The sequence below is a fragment of the Nonomuraea sp. NPDC004186 genome (assembly GCF_053603495.1).
The window spans coordinates 187,685-204,927 of sequence record NZ_JBSGFQ010000003.1 but is presented as its reverse complement, the minus strand read 5'-3'; the positions used below and the strand labels follow the sequence as shown (position 1 = coordinate 204,927).

Annotated in this window: 17 protein-coding genes; 6 read left to right on the top strand and 11 right to left on the bottom strand. The window is 70.6% G+C overall.

Going from position 1 to position 17,243, the window contains the following annotated elements:
- Positions 1-2: 2 nt before the first annotated feature.
- A complete protein-coding gene (locus tag ACWEPL_RS03965; protein ID WP_452435121.1) occupies positions 3-1,289 on the top strand; it encodes an alpha-L-fucosidase in 1,287 nt (428 codons plus the stop codon).
- Here ACWEPL_RS03965 and ACWEPL_RS03960 read toward each other — a convergent pair.
- From ACWEPL_RS03960 to ACWEPL_RS03950, 3 genes are all read right to left on the bottom strand, one after another.
- Positions 1,279-1,710: a DoxX family protein gene (locus tag ACWEPL_RS03960; protein WP_363970445.1), complete on the bottom strand. Its 432-nt coding sequence runs from the start codon at positions 1,708-1,710 to the stop codon at positions 1,279-1,281. The two genes, ACWEPL_RS03965 and ACWEPL_RS03960, sit on opposite strands and share 11 nt — an antisense overlap.
- A 287-nt stretch (positions 1,711-1,997) precedes the next feature.
- The gene (locus tag ACWEPL_RS03955; protein WP_452435118.1) at positions 1,998-3,251 is read right to left on the bottom strand and encodes a serine hydrolase domain-containing protein; all 1,254 of its coding nucleotides are present in this window, start codon (positions 3,249-3,251) and stop codon (positions 1,998-2,000) included.
- A 124-nt stretch (positions 3,252-3,375) separates the two neighbouring features.
- Positions 3,376-4,008: an esterase/lipase family protein gene (locus ACWEPL_RS03950; protein ID WP_355197696.1), complete on the bottom strand. Its 633-nt coding sequence runs from the start codon at positions 4,006-4,008 to the stop codon at positions 3,376-3,378.
- A gap of 175 nt (positions 4,009-4,183) precedes the next feature.
- On the opposite strand from ACWEPL_RS03950, the gene ACWEPL_RS03945 reads away from it, so the two are divergent.
- Positions 4,184-4,735 (top strand): TetR/AcrR family transcriptional regulator, encoded by a 552-nt coding sequence (locus tag ACWEPL_RS03945; protein ID WP_363970441.1) that lies wholly within the window; start codon positions 4,184-4,186, stop codon positions 4,733-4,735.
- Positions 4,736-4,746: 11 nt separating this feature from the next.
- Positions 4,747-5,589, top strand: coding sequence for a poly-gamma-glutamate hydrolase family protein (locus ACWEPL_RS03940; RefSeq protein ID WP_452435116.1), 843 nt, complete (start codon positions 4,747-4,749; stop codon positions 5,587-5,589).
- A gap of 19 nt (positions 5,590-5,608) precedes the next feature.
- On the opposite strand, the gene ACWEPL_RS03935 is transcribed toward ACWEPL_RS03940, so the two are convergent.
- From ACWEPL_RS03935 to ACWEPL_RS03920, 4 genes are all read right to left on the bottom strand, one after another.
- A complete protein-coding gene (locus ACWEPL_RS03935; RefSeq protein ID WP_363970437.1) occupies positions 5,609-6,133 on the bottom strand; it encodes a hypothetical protein in 525 nt (174 codons plus the stop codon).
- 79 nt (positions 6,134-6,212) lie between these two features.
- Positions 6,213-6,899, bottom strand: a complete 687-nt coding sequence (locus tag ACWEPL_RS03930; RefSeq protein WP_350726049.1) for a response regulator transcription factor — start codon at positions 6,897-6,899, stop codon at positions 6,213-6,215.
- Positions 6,896-8,011: a sensor histidine kinase gene (locus ACWEPL_RS03925; protein ID WP_452435113.1), complete on the bottom strand. Its 1,116-nt coding sequence runs from the start codon at positions 8,009-8,011 to the stop codon at positions 6,896-6,898. The genes ACWEPL_RS03930 and ACWEPL_RS03925 overlap by 4 nt, the downstream gene beginning before the upstream one ends.
- Before the next feature lie 75 nt (positions 8,012-8,086).
- On the bottom strand, positions 8,087-8,914 hold the full coding sequence (locus tag ACWEPL_RS03920; protein WP_452435111.1) for a CPBP family intramembrane glutamic endopeptidase: 828 nt from the start codon (positions 8,912-8,914) through the stop codon (positions 8,087-8,089).
- A 205-nt stretch (positions 8,915-9,119) separates the two neighbouring features.
- On the opposite strand from ACWEPL_RS03920, the gene ACWEPL_RS03915 reads away from it, so the two are divergent.
- A complete protein-coding gene (locus tag ACWEPL_RS03915) occupies positions 9,120-11,621 on the top strand; it encodes a hypothetical protein (RefSeq protein ID WP_452435109.1) in 2,502 nt (833 codons plus the stop codon).
- Between the two features lie 38 nt (positions 11,622-11,659).
- Here ACWEPL_RS03915 and ACWEPL_RS03910 read toward each other — a convergent pair whose 3' ends face one another.
- Together ACWEPL_RS03910 and ACWEPL_RS03905 are read right to left on the bottom strand one after the other, a co-directional pair.
- Positions 11,660-13,456 carry a DJ-1/PfpI family protein gene (locus ACWEPL_RS03910; protein ID WP_452435107.1) on the bottom strand — a complete coding sequence of 599 codons (1,797 nt, stop codon included), beginning with the start codon at positions 13,454-13,456 and terminating at the stop codon, positions 11,660-11,662.
- Between the two features lie 59 nt (positions 13,457-13,515).
- Positions 13,516-13,653, bottom strand: a complete 138-nt coding sequence (locus ACWEPL_RS03905; protein ID WP_452435105.1) for a hypothetical protein — start codon at positions 13,651-13,653, stop codon at positions 13,516-13,518.
- 69 nt (positions 13,654-13,722) lie between these two features.
- On the opposite strand from ACWEPL_RS03905, the gene ACWEPL_RS03900 reads away from it, so the two are divergent.
- Positions 13,723-14,229: an N-acetyltransferase family protein gene (locus tag ACWEPL_RS03900; RefSeq protein WP_452435103.1), complete on the top strand. Its 507-nt coding sequence runs from the start codon at positions 13,723-13,725 to the stop codon at positions 14,227-14,229.
- Between the two features lie 108 nt (positions 14,230-14,337).
- Positions 14,338-15,537 (top strand): FAD-dependent monooxygenase, encoded by a 1,200-nt coding sequence (locus tag ACWEPL_RS03895; protein ID WP_452435101.1) that lies wholly within the window; start codon positions 14,338-14,340, stop codon positions 15,535-15,537.
- Between the two features lie 14 nt (positions 15,538-15,551).
- On the opposite strand, the gene ACWEPL_RS03890 is transcribed toward ACWEPL_RS03895, so the two are convergent.
- Positions 15,552-16,133 carry a TIGR03086 family metal-binding protein gene (locus ACWEPL_RS03890; RefSeq protein ID WP_350726063.1) on the bottom strand — a complete coding sequence of 194 codons (582 nt, stop codon included), beginning with the start codon at positions 16,131-16,133 and terminating at the stop codon, positions 15,552-15,554.
- Positions 16,134-16,225: 92 nt separating this feature from the next.
- Positions 16,226-17,209: a cytochrome d ubiquinol oxidase subunit II gene (cydB, locus tag ACWEPL_RS03885; protein ID WP_452435099.1), complete on the bottom strand. Its 984-nt coding sequence runs from the start codon at positions 17,207-17,209 to the stop codon at positions 16,226-16,228.
- Positions 17,210-17,243 lie beyond the last annotated feature (34 nt).

The following is a 17,243-nucleotide window of genomic DNA, read 5'->3' as shown; positions in this document are numbered from 1 at the left end:
AGTTGAAGAAGAGGGACATCGTGCAGCACCACGCCTGGTTCGCCGAATCCCGGTTCGGCATGTTCGTGCACTGGGGTCTGTACTCTCTGGCGGCCCGGCACGAGTGGGTGAAGAACCGCGAGCGTCTGACCGACGAGGACTACCAGCGCTACTTCGACCACTTCGATCCCGACCTGTACGACCCGGCGCGATGGGCGCGGCTGGCCAAGGAGGCCGGCATGCGCTACATCGTCCTCACGACCAAGCACCACGACGGCTTCTGCCTGTGGGACTCGGCGCAGACCGACTACAAGGCGACGCGCACCCCCTGGGGCAAGGACCTGATCGCGCCGTTCGTGGAGGCCGTCCGCGCCGAGGGCCTGAAGGTCGGGTTCTACCACTCGCTGATCGACTGGCACCATCCCGAGTTCCCGGTCGACTCGCTGCACCCCCAGCGTGACGACGAGGCGTTCAAGGCCGCCGCCGCGGCCCGCGACGTCTCCAAGTACGCCGACTACCTGCATGCCCAGGTGCGCGAGCTGCTCACCGATTACGGCCGGATCGACTACCTGTTCTTCGACTTCTCCTACCGGGGCAGGCCGGGGAACTGGGGCGGCAAGGGCGCCGACGACTGGCGCTCGGACGAGCTGCTCGCGATGGTCAGGGAGCTCCAGCCGGAGGTCATCGTCAACGACCGGCTCGACATCCCCGGCGACTTCGTCACCCCCGAGCAGTACCAGCCCGCCGGGCCGATGGTCGTCGACGGGCACGAGGTGCCGTGGGAGGCGTGCCAGACGCTCAACGGCAGCTGGGGGTACGACCGGGACAACCTCGACTACAAGTCTCCGGACCTGCTCGTACGGATGCTGGTCGACAGCGTCGCCAAGGGCGGCAACCTGCTGCTCAACGTGGGCCCGGACGGGCGTGGCGAGATCGACCCCCGCGCGCGCGGGACGCTCGCCGACATCGGCGCCTGGATGCGGCTGAACTCCCGCTCGATCTACGGCTGCGGGCCCAGCGGCTTCACGGCGCCTCCCGACTGCCGCTACACCCAGCGTGGCGACCGGCTCTACCTGCACCTGTTCGCCTGGCCGTTCGGCCACCTGCACCTGCCGGGGCTGGCCGGGCGGGTGAAGTACGCCCAGTTCCTGCACGACGCGTCGGAGATCCGTACGCGGGTCATCGACCCCGGCCAGCAGGCCGGCCTCACCACGATGGGGGCCGTGTCGCCGGACGTCCTGACCCTCGACCTGCCCGTACAGCGCCCCGACGTCGCCGTGCCCGTCGTCGAGCTGTTCCTCACCGAGTGACTTCAGCCCCTTCGCGGGCGAGCTGCCGCGAAGGCGTCAGCAGCGTGGACAGCGCCCAGCGGCCGGGCCCGAGGACGGCGATGAGCAGGAAGCCCCAGCAGAAGAGCGCCGCCTTCTCGCCGCCGTTCTCGATCGGGAACAACGCCTGAGGCTGGTGCACGACGAAGTAGGCGTAGGCCATGGTGCCCGAGCAGAGGACGGCGGCGGCGCGGGCGCCCAGTCCGAGCAGGACGAGGATGCCGCCGACCAGTTCGATGGCCGCGGCCCACCAGCCGGGCCATTGTCCGAAGGTGGGCACCGGGCCCTGCGCCCCGCCCAGCACGTCGAAGAGCGTCGCCGCGCCGTGGCAGGCGAACAGCAGTCCCAGCACGATCCGGTACAGGGCCAGGAAGAGCCCCTGATTCTTGTCCAACAGATCCACGGCAAATGCCCTTTCCAGCTGTTGAAAAGTATGGGAGCGCTCCCAAACAGATTCTTGAGATCAAGCACATATGTCAATGCCACGCCACTCATAGGATCGGTCCAAAACGCGCTGTATACGTATAACCTGCCCGAACTTCCCGGCCATAAAGTTTCGCATTCGTGAAATTTTCATCAGCGCCCGACGAAAGTCAGCAGGGAAAGTTGACACAAATGATCGGGCCGCGGTAAATCCCGACATACGAAAGCCGCCCGGACAGGATCCGGGCGGCTTTCGTCAAGGATCGGCTACCGCTCGGCGCACAGCGCGGTGTCCATGGCCTCGATCACGTGCTGGTGGGCCTCCTCGTCGGGAGGCAGCGCCGTGACGGCGACGGTGGCGGCGCGGCCGTCCTCGGTCACCCCGTTGCGGGTCTCGTACCCGTCGATGTCACCGCCGTGGCCCCAGGTGACGCCGCCGCAGCTCAGCGGCATCTTCATCAGGCCCAGCCCGTACTCCCAGCCGGCCGGGAACCCGGGTGCCTTCATCGTGTGCTTCATCGCCGCCAGCTGCTCCGGCTTGAGCAGCTTGCCGCCCATCAGGGCGGTCATGAAGCGGTTGAGGTCGCTCGGGGTGCCGATCAGCTGGCCGGCCGCCCATCCCCACGACGGGTCCAGGTTCGTGATGTCCTTCAGCTTGCCGCCGGGCTTCTCCGACCCGTACCCCTGCGGGTGACGACCGCGGATCGTCCTGTCCCCCTTGCCCGGCCAGTACGTGTCACGCAGCCCGATCGGCTCGATGATGCGATCCGTGATCACCTCGGCCACCGGACGGCCGGTGACCTTCTCGATCAGCAGGCCCGCCAGCACGTAGTTGGTGTTGCTGTACTCCCAGCTCGTGCCCGGCGCGAACGACGCTTTGTGCGCGAACGCCATGTCCAGGAGGTCCTGGGGCGAGCGGTAGACGTTGCGACTCTCGAAGATGCCCGGCATCCAGCGGGTGTAGTTCGGCAGGCCGCTGGTGTGCTGCAGCAGCTGCCGCACCGTGATCTTCCTGCCGTCGATGCCCTTGCCGCGGACCACCTTCCGCAGGTACGTCTCGATCGGCTCGTCGAGGTCGACCTTGCCCTCGCCGACCAGCTGCAGCACCGCCACCGCGGTGAACATCTTGGTGTTGCTCGCGATCCGTACCCGGCCGTCGACCGGGACCTCCTCCTTGGTCGTCAGGTCCGCGACCCCGGCGGTGTAGTGGCGGGTCCGGCCCTTGCCGTCCTGCACCGCGGCCAGCGCCGCCGGGAACTTGTCCTTCTCCACCAGCGCGTCCAGCTTCCGCTGCACGGCGTCGGGCCGGTGGTTGCGCTTCAGCTCGTCCCGCACCTCGGCCAGCTCGGCGGACAGGCTCTCGTCCGGGCTCTGCCGCACGACGTTCGCGGTGCGGCCGAGCCCGGTGGCCGCGGCGGCCGGCGTACCCGCCACGACCAGCCCCGACAGCGCCGCCAGCGCCGCCGCGGCGAGGACCCGCACGCGCCGGGAGGACTTCGACTCGGAAGAGGTACGCGACATGGGAAACGCTCCTGATTTCTTGGTGGGGGTCGTCCGTTCCGGACATCACCCAGCATGTCGGCGCACGGCATCCTTGATCGATCCCGTGCGCTGGAGCGTTCGGGTACAGCCAGCTGTACCGGGATCAGGACGGGCAGGTCCCGTCCAGAGCGCTGATCACCCCGTCGATGAACACCTGCGACTTCGGCTCGTCGGCATGCGCCACCCCGGGGAACTCGGCCTTGCACCACACGCCGTCGATGACGTCGTTGCGGGTCTCGTCGAGCGAGCTCACCAGCAGCGTGTAGCGGACGGGGTCGGGCGTCGGGTCGCCGCTGTTGAGCTGGCTGATGAAGGTGCTGGTCGGGCACATCTGCCCGCCCTGGTTCGCCGGCAGGAGGCAGGCCGGCCAGTAGCCGCGCTGCCCGGTGCCCATCGAGACGTAGCTCAGCGTGGCATCGGCGCCGCCGAGGGACTTCAGGTAATAGCGCGCCGACAGCCCTCCCATGCTGTGCCCGACGAGGCTGACCTTCCCGCCGCCGTTCTCCTGCCGTACCTGTGCCACCAGGTCCCTGATGGCTCCCGCGTTGGCGATGTTCTCCTCGCCGGGGAGGTCGATCGTGTACGCGGGATGGCCGGCCTGCTCCAGCGCCGCCTCCATCTGAGCGAACTCCGTCGGCGACCCGTTCCAGCCGTGGATCAGGATGACCGGCTCCCGCTGCGCGGCCTGCACCTGCTGGCAGGTGCCCAGCCCGGCCAGCAGGATTCCCGCGGTCACTAACCCTGTGATGCGCCGGCGCCTCGATGACATGAGTCACACCTCGCTACTTCTGGGGGAATTCACTTACTGAGCACTCGGTAAGTGATGGGTTAGATTTAACACCGTGGCCCGAAGTAGGCAAGACCCCAGCAGACAGGAACGCGCGCGCTTACGGCGAGAGGAGATCATCGCCGTGGCCGCGGAGATGTTCGCGCGCGACGGCTTCCGCGGCACTTCCCTGCCCGCCGTCGCGGCCCGGGCCGGCATCAGCGAGCCCGGCCTCCTGCATCACTTCGGCAGCAAGGCGGGACTGCTCCTGGCCGTGATCGAACGGCGCGACCTCGACAGCGAGGCGTTCGCGATGGAGCTCCTGGGCATGGAGCCCTCCGGGCGGCTGCGGGCCATGCCGGAGTTCGCGCGCCGCAACAAGGAGCGGGCGGGGCTGGCCAAGCTGTTCACCGTGCTGGTCGCCGAGAGCCTGGAGCCCGGCGCGCCCGGCCACCGGCACTTCGTCGACCGCTACCGCGCGATGCGCGCCATCGTCGCCGACAGCATCCGGTCGGCCCAGGCCGCCGGGCTCGCCCGTCAGGACATCGACCCCGCGGCCAAGGCCGCCGAGATCATCGCGACTCTCGACGGCCTGCAGACCCAGTGGCTGCTCGACCCCGACACGATCGACATCGTGGCCGGCGTCGAGTCCTACGCCCGCACGCTGGAGCACGACCTGACGTGCGGGCTCCTCTGACCGCTCAGGTGGTGCAGGGGACGCCGTTGAGCGTGAAATCGGTGGGCTGGTCATTCGAGCCACTCGCGTTGAAGCCGACCCCGAAACTCGTACCGGGATCGATGGCTCCCAGGGAAGACGGCGGCATGATGGCGGTCAAGAAGATCGTCGAAAGGTGCCACGTGGAGAAGATCGTGTCCGTCGCCGTCGCGAGCGTGCTCGTGATCGGCCTCGCTCCCGCCGCTCACGCCGTGTCCGCGAGCGATGTCTACGCCAACTACGCCGAGCTCTCCGCCCACGAAACCGAGGGCCGGGACTATCGCCGCGTCCTTCGCGTCCCCGGCGGAGCGAAGGTGGCGCACATCGCCATCCACGGCGGCGCCATTGAGGCGCCGACGTCCCAGCTCGCGGACCAGGCCGCGGGACGCAAGCACGCCTACTACTCATTCGTCGGCATCAAGGACAGCGGCAACAGCGCTCTGCACATCACCTCTACGCACTTCGACGAACCCAAGGCGCTCTCGGTGGTGGCCGCCGTCGACTACACCATCTCCTGGCACGCCGCGGCGGGCACTGCCGCCACCACCTACGTCGGCGGGCGTGACACGACATTGATCAAAAAGGTGACGGCCGAGCTGCGCGCCGCCGGGTTCCCCGTCTCGGCGTCCGTACCCGACGAAATCGGCGGCGACAGCCCCCGGAACATCGCGAACAGAAACCGCAGGGGCATGGGGGTGCAGCTGGAAATCAGCCGGGGTCAGCGGGAGCGGTTCTTCAAGGAAGGCAAGCTGAATCGCGCCTGGATCGAGAGCCCGGCCAACCGCACGAAAGCCTTCTACAAGTACGTCGCGGCCGTCAATCGTGCCCTGAGCTGAGAGCCGAAAGCCCGGCGCCTCACCTGGGGGTGAGGCGCAGGATGGCGTGGTCGCGGGAGAGGTAGGGCACTTCCAGCCGCAGGTTGTTGATGCGGGCGGACCTGCCGGGAGCCAGGGACAGCTTGCCCTCGTCGCGACAGCGCCCGTTGACGCAGCTGCTGGAGATGCTGACGTTCGCCCCCTCGGCCTGCAGCCCGCCGGTGAAGCCCAGGAGCGCGATGGTGGCCTCGTCCGGGTCGAGCGAGCTGATGGTGATCCGCTGCACGCCGAACCGCTTGTCGATCCGGAGCCGGTCGCCTGCCCGTACCTCGACCTCGCAGTCGGCGTCCTTGCAGGACGCCAGGCTGCTCCCGTCGGCCGGGTGATGCCCGGTGGACGAGGGCCGGACGGAGGCGGTCGGCATGGGAGACACGGTGTCCGTCGTGGGTGGCAGCGTGTCCGTCGCCACCGACAGCGGCGTTGACGGCGTGGTACGCGAGTCGGCGCAGGCAGCGGCGAGTACGACCAGCAGAGCGGCGGCGGTGAACCGGACGACGGTCGGCATTGGGCTCCTCCAGGCGGACACTCCTGACGTTGTGCCCGTCCTAGCTGCGAAAATAACCCTGCGTAATCAAAGTGGCGGCTCAGTCCGTGCCGGACACCAGCCCCACCCGGTAGGCGAGGACGACGGCCTGCACGCGGTCGCGCAGCTCGAGTTTGGCCAGGATCCGGGACACGTAGGTCTTCACGGTCTCGGCGGTGATGAACAGCTTCTCGGCGATCTCCGCGTTCGACAGGCCGCCCGCGATCTGTTCGAGGACCTCGAGTTCGCGGGGGGTCAGCGTGCGCACGATCTCGTCCCTGGCCGGGCGGGACGGGTCGGCGGGGCGGAGCCGTTCGGCGAAGTGGCCGATGAGCGTGCGGGTGACGGCGGGCGCCAGGAGGGAGTCGCCGCGGGCGATGGTCCGCACGCCGTTGACCAGCTCCGCCGGTGGCGCGTCCTTGAGCAGGAAGCCGCTGGCGCCGGCCTTGAGCGCTTCGTAGACGTACTCGTCGACGTTGAAGGTGGTGACGACCAGCACTTTCGCCGGGGCCTCCGTGCCGGGGCCGGCCAGCCGCCGGGTGGCCTCGATGCCGTCCACGATGGGCATCCGGATGTCCATCACGATGACGTCCGGGCGCAGCAGCCGGGCGGCCTCGACGGCCGCGCGGCCGTCCGCGGCCTCCCCGACGACCTCCATGTCCGGCTGGACGGAGAAGATGGTGATGTAGCCGGCGCGCACCAGTGCCTGGTCCTCGCAGATGAGCACCCGGATCGGCGTGTCGGTCATGGACTGCTCCTGTACGGGATGAGGGTTCGGACGCCGAACCCGCCGCCGGGGCGGGGCCCGGCCGCCAGTTCGCCGTCGAGCATGCGTACGCGTTCCCGCAGCCCGTCCAGACCTCGCCCGCCCGACGGCAGGACGGGTGCGGCGCCGGCGGGCCCGTCGGTGATCACCTCGATCTCGAGGTGGTCGTCGTGGTGGTGGACCGTGACCGCGGTGGGCCGCCCCGTCGCGTATTTGATCGCGTTGGTGAGCGTCTCCTGCACCACCCGGTAGGCGGCCAGCTCCACGTCGACGGACTGCGGCCGCTGGTCGCCGCGTTCGGTCAGCTCGACGGGCTGGCCGGCCAGCCGGGCCTGTTCGACCAGGTCGCCGATCTTGCCCAGGGCCGGCGCGCGGCCCGCGACCGCCGAATCGCCGGTGGCCTCCAGCACTCCGAGCAGGTAGCGCAGCTCCGTCAGCGCCCGCCGGCCGGTGTCGCTGATGGCGACGAGTCCGGCCCCGGCGCGCTCCGGCGCGCTGCCGACCAGGAACTGCGCCGCGTCGGCCTGGACGACCATGGCGGTCACATGATGGGTGACCACGTCGTGCAGCTCGCGGGCGATGCGCGCCCGTTCGGCCGCCGCGGCCACCTCCGCGCTCAGGCGCCGTCGCTCGGCCTCGTCAGCCCGCCACCGGCGCATCCCGGCACCTGCCATCCAGATCACCGCCAACGTCAGATAGAACGCGAGGAACGCCGGGACTCCGTTGGGCGACCCCAGGCCGTGCAGCACGACGACCAGCAGGACGTAGCCCACGGTCGACACCGCGACGAGGCCGCGGCGGAACCGGACCTGATAGGCGCCGGCGGCGTACAGGGACAGATAGAGCCCGATGCTGGCGAACGTCTGCGGGTAGCTCAGCGCCTGATGAACAGCGAAGGCGGCGCCGATGATCGCGAGGCAGCCCGCGGGCCATCGGCTGCGTACCACCAGCGGCGCGGACTGGGCCACGGTCAGCGCCACGGCCAGCGCGTCCAGCGGGCGCTTGGGCAGGTCGCCGAGCTGCGCCCCGATGGCGGACATCGTCGGCACGGACGCCAGCAGCATGAGCGCCGCCGCGAGCGCGGTGTCCTTCACGGACAGGTGGCAAGCTCGCCACCAGTCTGACCATAAGCGGGCGGAACGGGCGGCGTTCGCGAACACCGGGCAAGCCTAACGACCCCCACGCCGCGCAGGGAGCAGTCCGCCGCGCCGGTGCGCGAGGACGAGCATCGGTACGGCGAGCAGCAAGCTCAGCAGGACGGGCACGATCGACGCCTCCAGCCCGAACTCGCCCCCGGTCAGCACCGCCGGACCCGAGACCTCGGCGGTCAGCAGACCGGGCGACACGTGACCGGAGACCGGGATTCCCAGCAGCCCCTCGGTGGCGTTCCAGGCGAAGTGGAGTCCCACGACGAACCAGATGCTGCGCCGCCAGAGGTACGCGGCACCGAGCAGGACGCCGGCCTCGACGGCGATCGCCAGCGAGCTCCAGAGGCTGGCTCCCGGGTTGGCCAGGTGCATGGCGCCGAACAGCAACGCGGTGATCGCCAGCGCCACCCGGCTGCCCCACAGCGCCTCCAGGGCCTGCAGCGCCAGGCCGCGGAACATCAGCTCCTCGGTGACCGCCGCGCCGACCGCCGTGAACACCACCGGCAGGATGGTCCCCGACGACCACGAGAACGAATAGCCGCCGGCCGCCGCGATCAGGAGCACGGAGCCGAGCACGAACCCCAGGCCGATCCCGGCACCGGACAGCGCCTCCCGTCCGGCCCCGTCTCTGGCGATCTCCGGAGTGGGCCGCCCCGCGACGAAGCGCATGACCGCCCGGTAGACGACCACCGCGGCGACCGCGCCCACCACGGCGAGCACCGGCGCTCCGCCACCGGTCAGCGCCGACACCACGATGAGGCCGAGCAGCCCGATCAGCATCCAGGTGAGGGGGAAGCGGGCGATCCTGCGTATCCGGCCGTCGCCGGGGACTGTGGCTGGCGTGCTCATGGTGACCTCCGTTGGCGTCGGCCGCGCGATCGGCGGCCCCGGCGAAGACGGTATGAGCGCGATGATGTCCGGCGAATCACCAATGAGCGGACGATTCAGGTAGCTCTCACGGGGGATGGACCGGCGCCATTGACGGACCCCGCCCATAAGGTTACGGTCAGGACCGGAATTGAGCGTAAACGAACACGACCCCGGAGGTGGTGCCGTGCGGATTCCCGTGGAGGGGCACTTAAGGTGGCCCCGGCTCACGCGCGGAGCGGTGGCGGCGGCGCTCCTTGCGGCGCTGCTCGCGGCGCCAGGAACGCCCGCGTTCGCGGCCGACCTGCGGATCGCCAACGACGGCTTCGACGAAGGGCTGGCCGGCTGGAGCGGCTCGCACACCGCGGGCGGCGTCGAGGCAATGTCCTGGGACGGGCGCACCACGGCGCGCGTCACCGACGCCGACCCGGCCGCCGCCTACGGCAGGGAGAGCATGCCGGGCCTGCCCGCCACCGCGGGCACCCGCTACACCCTGCAGGCCCAGGTGTGGGCCGACAGCGGCACCGCGTACCTGTATCTGCGCTTCCGTGACGCCTCCGGCAACCTGCTGGCCGGCGGCGGCAACGCCCCGGCGACGGGCAGGCGCTGGAACCGCGTCACGGCCTCGGGCGTCGCGCCCGCCGGTACGGCCACCGTCTCGGCCCTCATCTACTCGGGCGTGGCCGACGTGGGCACCGCCTACTGGGACGAGGTGCTGATCACCAAGGACGTGACCGACCTGGGCGTGCAGATCGACAGCAGCGTGCCCAACGCCACCACGTTCGCGGGCGGCAGCGCGTACGCCGTCTACACCGGCACCGCGGAGGCCAACCCGCAACTGGCCGTGATCGACGTGGCCACCGAGAAGGTGACCCAGAAGCTCACCATCCCCGACAGCGCGGCCACGCCCACCGTCGGCGGCTGGGCGGCGGCCACCGCCACCGACGGCAGCGTCTACCTCGGCACCTACCCCAACTCCAAGCTCTACCGGCACGTCCCCGGCCAGTCCACGATCAGCGACCTCGGCCGGGCTGAGGGCGGCTACTCCTTCATCTGGGACCTGGAGCCGGGAGCGGGCGGGAAGGTGTACGGCGGCACCTACAACGACGGCCGCTACTTCAAGTACGACAACGGCGCCTTCACCACGATCGGCAGCGTGCCCATCGTGGCCGGCGCCCAGTACGTGCGCAGCCTCGCCCACGACCCGGCCGCGAACGCCACCTACCTCGGCACCGGCACGAACGCGGCCCTGATCAGGTACGACAACGTCACCGGCCGGGTGGACAGCCTCCTTCCGGCCGCCTACGCCCACAACTCCATGGTGGGCGGCCTCACCTGGACGGGCGACAGGCTGTTCGCCTGGATCGACCGCACCCTGCTCGTCCTGCGCGTCGTCCGCAACTCCGACGGCTCGTACACGGCCGCCACCGACGCCGCGATCACCGACGTTGACCTGCACCACTCCCCGGCCCGCGACGGCCTGGTCTGGTTCGTCAAGGACGGCCTGCTGCACTCGTACGACATCGCCGCCCGGACCGTGCAGGCGACCTCCGTGCGGCCCGGACTCGACGTCACCGGCTACACCTGGTCGGGCAGCACCCTGGTCGGCCTCGGCGCGGCCACGGACGGCACCAGGATCTTCAAGTACGAGCCCGCCGGCGGGCGCTGGAGCAGCAACCTCGTGACCGGCACCCCCGTCCTGCCCGCCGCCATCAACGCGCTCGGCGCGGGACCCGACGGCCGCGTCTACACCGGCGGCTACCTGACCGGCGGCACCGGCGTCTACGACCCGCTGCGGGGCGACGGCGACGACAACCAGCCGGACCGGCCCACCCTCAACGGGCTCAACCAGACCGACAGCCTGCTGGCCCACGACGGCCTGCTCTACATCGGCGTCTATCCCTCGGCCCGGATCTACAGCTACCAGCCCGGAGGCCCGTGGCCGCCCACGCTCAGGTACACGGGCGGCGAGGCGGGCGACAAGGCCGACGACTGCGAGCCGGGCAAGGGCCCGCCCCCGCAGGACCGGCCGTACGCGCTGGCCGGCGGGCCGGACGGCACCGTCTACATGGGCACGGTGCCGAAGTACGGCAAGCGCAGCGGCGCCCTCACCGTCTGGAAGCAGGGCACGGCCGGGCGGACCCTGTGCGTGGTGCCCGACCAGGCCGTCGTCTCGCTGGCGTACGCGGGCGGCAAGGTGTTCGGCGGCACCTCCACGCGCGGCGCCCTGGGCGTCGACCCCGTCTACGCCCCTGGAGCGTCGGCCACGCTGTTCTCCTACGACCCCGCCACCGGCGCCGTGCGCACGCATCCGCTCCCGCTGACGTCGCCCAAGGCCGTCACGGCCCTGGCGGCGGTGGACGGCGAGCTGTGGGGGCTGGCGGGCGGCTCGCTGTTCACCCTCGATCCGGCGCGGCCCGAGGCGATCACCGTCAAACGGCTGTTCGCCGACCCCGACTACACGGCCAAGCCCAGCGTGGCCTGGCGCGACGGGGTGCTGCTGACCGTGCCCCAGGACCCGGCCCGCGTGTACGGCACGGCCGGCGACCAGATCTTCGCCATCGACAGGTCGACCAAGGCGGTGACCGTGCTGCGGACGGAAGCGGGGATGGAAGGGCTGACGGCCGACCGCTTCGGCAACCTCTACTACAAGATCAACGAGCGCCTGTTCCGGCTCGCCCGGCCATGAGGCGGATTTCGGCCTGAACCGATACCACGCGGAGGGGGTCAGCGCTCGGGAGCCGTCGTCACCGGCGGCTCCTCGGGGGCCGGCGCGTCGGACGGTTCCGGGCGCCGGGCACGGATCCGGCGGGACACCATGCCGGTCGCGACGGCGGCGGCGCCGCCCAGCAGGGCGAGCAGCACGGGGACGAGGGTGGCGGACCACGGCCAGGCGCTGCCGGTCAGCTTGACGTCGAGCACCGGGTACTCCAGCGTCTTGGCGGTGAACCGGGCGGTCCGCACGTCGTAGGTGCGGGCGAGGTCGCGCAGCACCGGGTCGAACGCGAACTCCGGGTTGACGTGGAGGTACTCGGGCCGCGGCCCCGTGGTGGCCGCCGCGCGGCGGCTCGCGGCGTCCAGCCCCGGCACGAGGAGGCGGTCGAGGCCGGCCGCCGCGACCGTCGAACGCGGGACGAACGTCAGTCCGTGCTTGGAGTGGATCACGCCGTCGCCGACCGCGACGGTGCGCCCGACCATGGACTCCTCGGTGTAGGAGACGAACGCGGAGGCGAGCTCCAGCTCCCCGACGCCCTCGGTGAGCTGGACGCCGATGGTCGTCGGCCCGGTCTGGTAGGAGGCGTTGAGCGCGACGACCACGTCCGACGGCTCCAGAGCGGATTGGGGGATCTGCGCGGCCCTGCCGGGCAGGTAGTGGCGCCAGTGGACCCGCTGCGCCGCCGCACGGGCGGTGTCCGCGTCGAGCAGCCGTTCGATGATCCGGAGGCCGCCGTCCACCCCCGACAGCACGCCGCCGGTGGTGATCACGTTCCCGTCGTCGACGTACCGCGTGCCGCCCGTCCACCTGACGTCGGGGAAGTCCTTCCGCAGCCCGGACAGCCGCAGCCAGTGGGAGGTGGCGGGCCTGCCGTCCAGCAGCCCGCTCGCGGCGAACGTACGGGCGCCGGCGCAGACGCTGACGGTCAGCGCGCCGGCGGCCGACTGCTGCCGCAGCCAGGCGCGGATCGAGGCGGACTCGGCCGGATCGGGCGGCTGCAGGGCCGGGATCACCACGGCGTCGAGGTTGTCGTCCCGCTCGCTCATCAGCCGCGTCAGCTCGTCGAACGTCAGGTCCGGCACGATGTCCAGGCCGCCGGTCAGGGGCACCAGCCGGGGTCCCGCCGAGACGACGTAGGTGTTCACCCGGCCGGTGCCCGCCAGCACCTCGTACGGCCCGAGCAGGTCGGCCACGTTGGAGCCCTTGCCGCCGACCAGGAAGGCCACCGTGGGCTTGGCCGGATCATGGGCCTTGGCCACCGGCTGGGCCGACGCCGCGTCCGAGCGCGCCCGGTACAGGTCGCCGAACTTGCCGATGGTGTTCACGGCTGAGACCGAAGCGGGGATCAGCAGCACGGCCAGCACCACGGCCGTCCTTCTGACCCACTTCCACGGGACGCGCAGGCGGTGGTGATGGTGGAGGTACTCCTCGCGCCGCCACAGCATGGCCACGGCCATGAGGACGAACATCAGCGTGTGCCCGATCGACATCACCAGGTGGCCCGGCAACGCGCCGAACCAGTACGGGACGAGCAGCACGAGGAACGGCGCGAACATCGCCAGGCTCATCTCGCCGACGGCGGCCCAGCCGTGGCGGCGCACCCGCATCCAGACCGCCATGCCGACGGTCATGTCGGCGGCCGTGATCAACGTGCTGACGTCGAACCGGGTGTCCCCCGGCAGGACCGCGCTCCACACCAGGCCGAGCAGCAGCATCCCGAGGCTCATCGCGATGACCATCTCGATGTAGTGCCAGACGAAGCGCCCGGCCAGGCGCGCCTTTCCCGTAGATAGTTCGTCAACAGCCATTGCCGGACTCCTGAACGTCGTCGATGGGGGTTGTGGCACCCTGCTTGACCGGTGCCAGTTCAGCCCGGCGGCCGGAAGCCGGGCAAGCGGTGACCGGCCGGCTTGTCCGAATAGCCGGGCATCGTGTCGCTTTCGGCCTTGCCCATCAGGGGCTCTGCTGCCGACCAGCACCGCCCCGACGTGGCGGTGATCGACATCGGCCTGCCCCACGTGGACGAGCTCATCGACGCCATCCGCAGGGTCGCACGCGGCGATAGCGTTTTCCCATGAACGGAGCAATCAACGTGTTCCCGGCATCTCCCGGCGACGGGGACGCGGTGGGCGAGATCCACGCCGAGTCATGGAAGGCCGCCTATGCCGGATTCTTCTCTACGGAGTTCTTCGACGAGGCGGTGAGCCACCGGCGCGGCAAATGGCACGGCGTGCTCGCCGAGGACAAGGACACCATCCTGCTGGCCGCGCTGGACGGGCGACCGCTGGCGTTCTCCTACTTCGGCGCCTCGCCGACGCACCCGGAGTCAGCGGAGATCTTCGGCTTCTACGGCCACCCCGACGGCTGGGGCACCGGCATCGCGGGTGCCCTGATGACCGCGTCCCTGGACAGGATCCGCGAGGAGGGCTTCGGGCGGATCCATCTGTGGACGCTGCGTGGCACGCCCCAGTCCCGCCGTTTCTACGCCAAGAGCGGCTTCACGGAGTCCGGCGCGGTCCGCGGCCACGACTTCGGCGACGGCAACCCGATCGAGCAGATCGAGTACGAGCTGATCCTCTGAGCGGACGCGCTCGTCCTGTCCTCCGGAACGCCCCCGCTCCCAGGCAACCGACCGAGCCCTGTTACTCTTAGTGACAAATAGGTTACCTTGGGTATTTCGGGGGCTCTTGTGAAGGTCGCCTGCGTCGGTGGCGGACCCGCCAATCTGTACTTCTCCATCCTGATGAAGCGGGTGGACCCGTCCCACGACATCACCGTCTACGAGCGGAACCCGGCCGGATCGACGTACGGCTGGGGCGTGACCTACTGGGACGAGCTGCTCGGCTACCTGCTCGCCGCCGACCCCGAGTCCGCGAGCGCCATCCGCGCGAACTCGGTCCACTGGGACAGCTGGGTCGCGCACATCCGCGACCGCGCGACCGTGACGGTGGATCACGGCGACGAGGGCTACGGCATCGGCCGGCACCTCCTGCTCGACATCCTCGTCGAACGGGCCCGCGCGCTCGGCGTACGCGTCGAGTTCGAGCGCGAGATCACCGGCGAGCACGAGCTGCCCGAGGCCGAGCTCATCGTCGCCGGCGACGGCGTCAAGAGCACGCTGCGGCAGCGCCACGCCGACCACTTCGGCCCCGAGTTCGCGGTCGGGAACAACTTCTACACCTGGCTCGGCACCACCCGGATCTTCAAGGACTTCACCTTCGCCTTCACGGAGACCCCGCACGGCTGGATCTGGTGCTACGGCTACGGATTCAGCCGGACGCACAGCACCTGCGTCGTCGAGTGCTCCCCCGCGACCTGGCGAGGGCTCGGGTTCCACGAGGCAGACGAGGCCGACAGCCTGGCCCTCCTGGAGAAGCTCTTCTCCGAGATCCTGGACGGGCACCCGCTGATCGGCCGGGCACACCCCGACGGCAGCTCGCACTGGCTGAACTTCCGCACCCTGACCTGCCGCACGTGGCACCGCGACAACGTCGTCCTGCTCGGGGACGCCGCGCACACCACGCACTACTCCATCGGCGCCGGCACCGCCCTCGCGCTCGGGGACGCCGCCGGCCTGGTCAACGCGCTGTACGAGGAGGCGACGCTGCCGGCCGCCCTCGCCCGCTACGAGCGCGACCGCAAAACCGCGATCCAGGGCACCCAGAAGAGTGCCCACCGCAGCGCCCAGTGGTACGAGAACCTGCCGCGCTACATCGACCTGCCGCCGGGGCAGATGTTCACGCTGCTCGGCCACCGGCACTCCGCGCTGCTCCCGCACGTGCCGCCGAAGCTGTTCTACGTGATCAGTCAGACGGCCGAGTCGCTGACCGGGCTCGCGTCCTGGCTGGGCTCGAAGGTCACGCGCACCCCGGAGGCGCCCGCGAGGTGATCGCGGGGCTCCGGTCAGGCGGACCAGTGGGGGTCGCGGCCGAGCAGACCGAGGACGCGATGCTGGAGCGGAGCGTCGCCGGGCACCGCGACCTCGGGGCCGAAGACGACGACGCCCGGGCCGAAGGCGCCGGGGATGCGCATCTCCTCGGGGATCCGCTGGACGGCGGGCCACATCTCCTCGATCTCGGCCGGGTCGATCGTGTCGTCCTGGCCGGTCGCGCGGGCGAGATCCCAGCCGTGGAGCACCATGTCGGCGCTGACGACCTGGTCGATGTGCCGCTCGACGGACATGCGCCCGCCGGGGGTGTCGATCTCCCGCGCGGCGGCGGCCGGGTCGGTGAGCAGCGGCTCGACGTCCGCACGCGCGGAGGCGAAGGCGGCGGCCGGGTCTTCCTCGACGGGCGGCGCGGGGCTGAGCGACCTGCCGAGCGGGCTGAGCATCGCGGCGTGCATGTCGACGATGTGGCCGACGACGTCTCTGGCGGTCCATTCCGCGCAGGGGGACGGGTGGGACCACTGGCCGGGAGCGACTGCGGCGATCTTGGCCGCGAAGATGTCGGCTCGGGTCCGATAGCGGTCGGCGATCTCGCTCATGAGGGCTCCTTCTCCTCCCCGGCTCCGATGATGATATCCGTGGCGAGGCCGCGTGCGATGATCAAGCGCAGGTCGCCGCCAGGTGATGGACGTCAGCCGACGCCGATCCGGTGGCGGAAGACCCAGTACGTCCAGCCCTGGTACAGCAGCACCAGAGGCAGGAAGATCACCGCGACCCAGGTCATGAGGCCGAGCGTCTTCGGGGTCGCGGCCGCGTTGCGGGCGGTCAGGCTGTAGGCCGGGTTGATCGTCGAGGGCAGGACGTCGGGATAGAGGACCGTGAACAGGCTGATCACGGTCAGGCCGATGGCGACCGCCGACAGCAGGAACGCCCAGCCCTGGCGGCCCCGGCCCACGGCGACCAGCGAGGACGCGAAGGCGACGACGGCCAGGACCGCCAGGACGACCGTGGCGGGGCTCCCGCCCTGGAGCTGCGTCCAGGCCAGGAAGACCACCGCGAGCACCGCCGCGACGACGCCCGTCCGCACCGCCACCGCGACCGCGCGCCGGCTGATCTCCCCCGCGCTCTTCAGCGCCAGGAACATGGCTCCGTGCGTGGCGAACAGCGCCAGCGTCATCAGCCCGCCGAACAGCGCGTACGGGTTGAGCAGGTCCGCCACCGTGCCCACGTACTCGTGGCGGGAGTCGAGCCGCAGGCCCCGCACGATGTTCGCGAAGGCGACGCCCCACAGCAGCGCCGGCACGAACGAGCCCGCCACGATGCCGGCGTCCCACCGCCGCCGCCAGGTCGGGGAGTCGCGCTTGCCGCGGTACTCGAAGGCCACCCCGCGCACGATCAGCGCCACCAGGATCACCAGCAGCGGCAGGTAGAACGCGCTGAACAGCGAGGCGTACCACTCGGGGAAGGCGGCGAACGTGGCCGCTCCCGCGGTGATCAGCCAAACCTCGTTGCCGTCCCAGACGGGGCCGATCGTCTCGATCATCGCGTGGCGTTCCGCGTCGTTCCTGGCGACGACGGGCAGCAGCATGCCGACGCCGAAGTCGAACCCCTCCAGGACGAAGTAGCCGAGCCAGAGCACGGCGATCGCCACGAACCAGACGTCGGTGAGCTCCATGCCGCGATCTCTCCCCAGGTAGTCGGGCGACTGG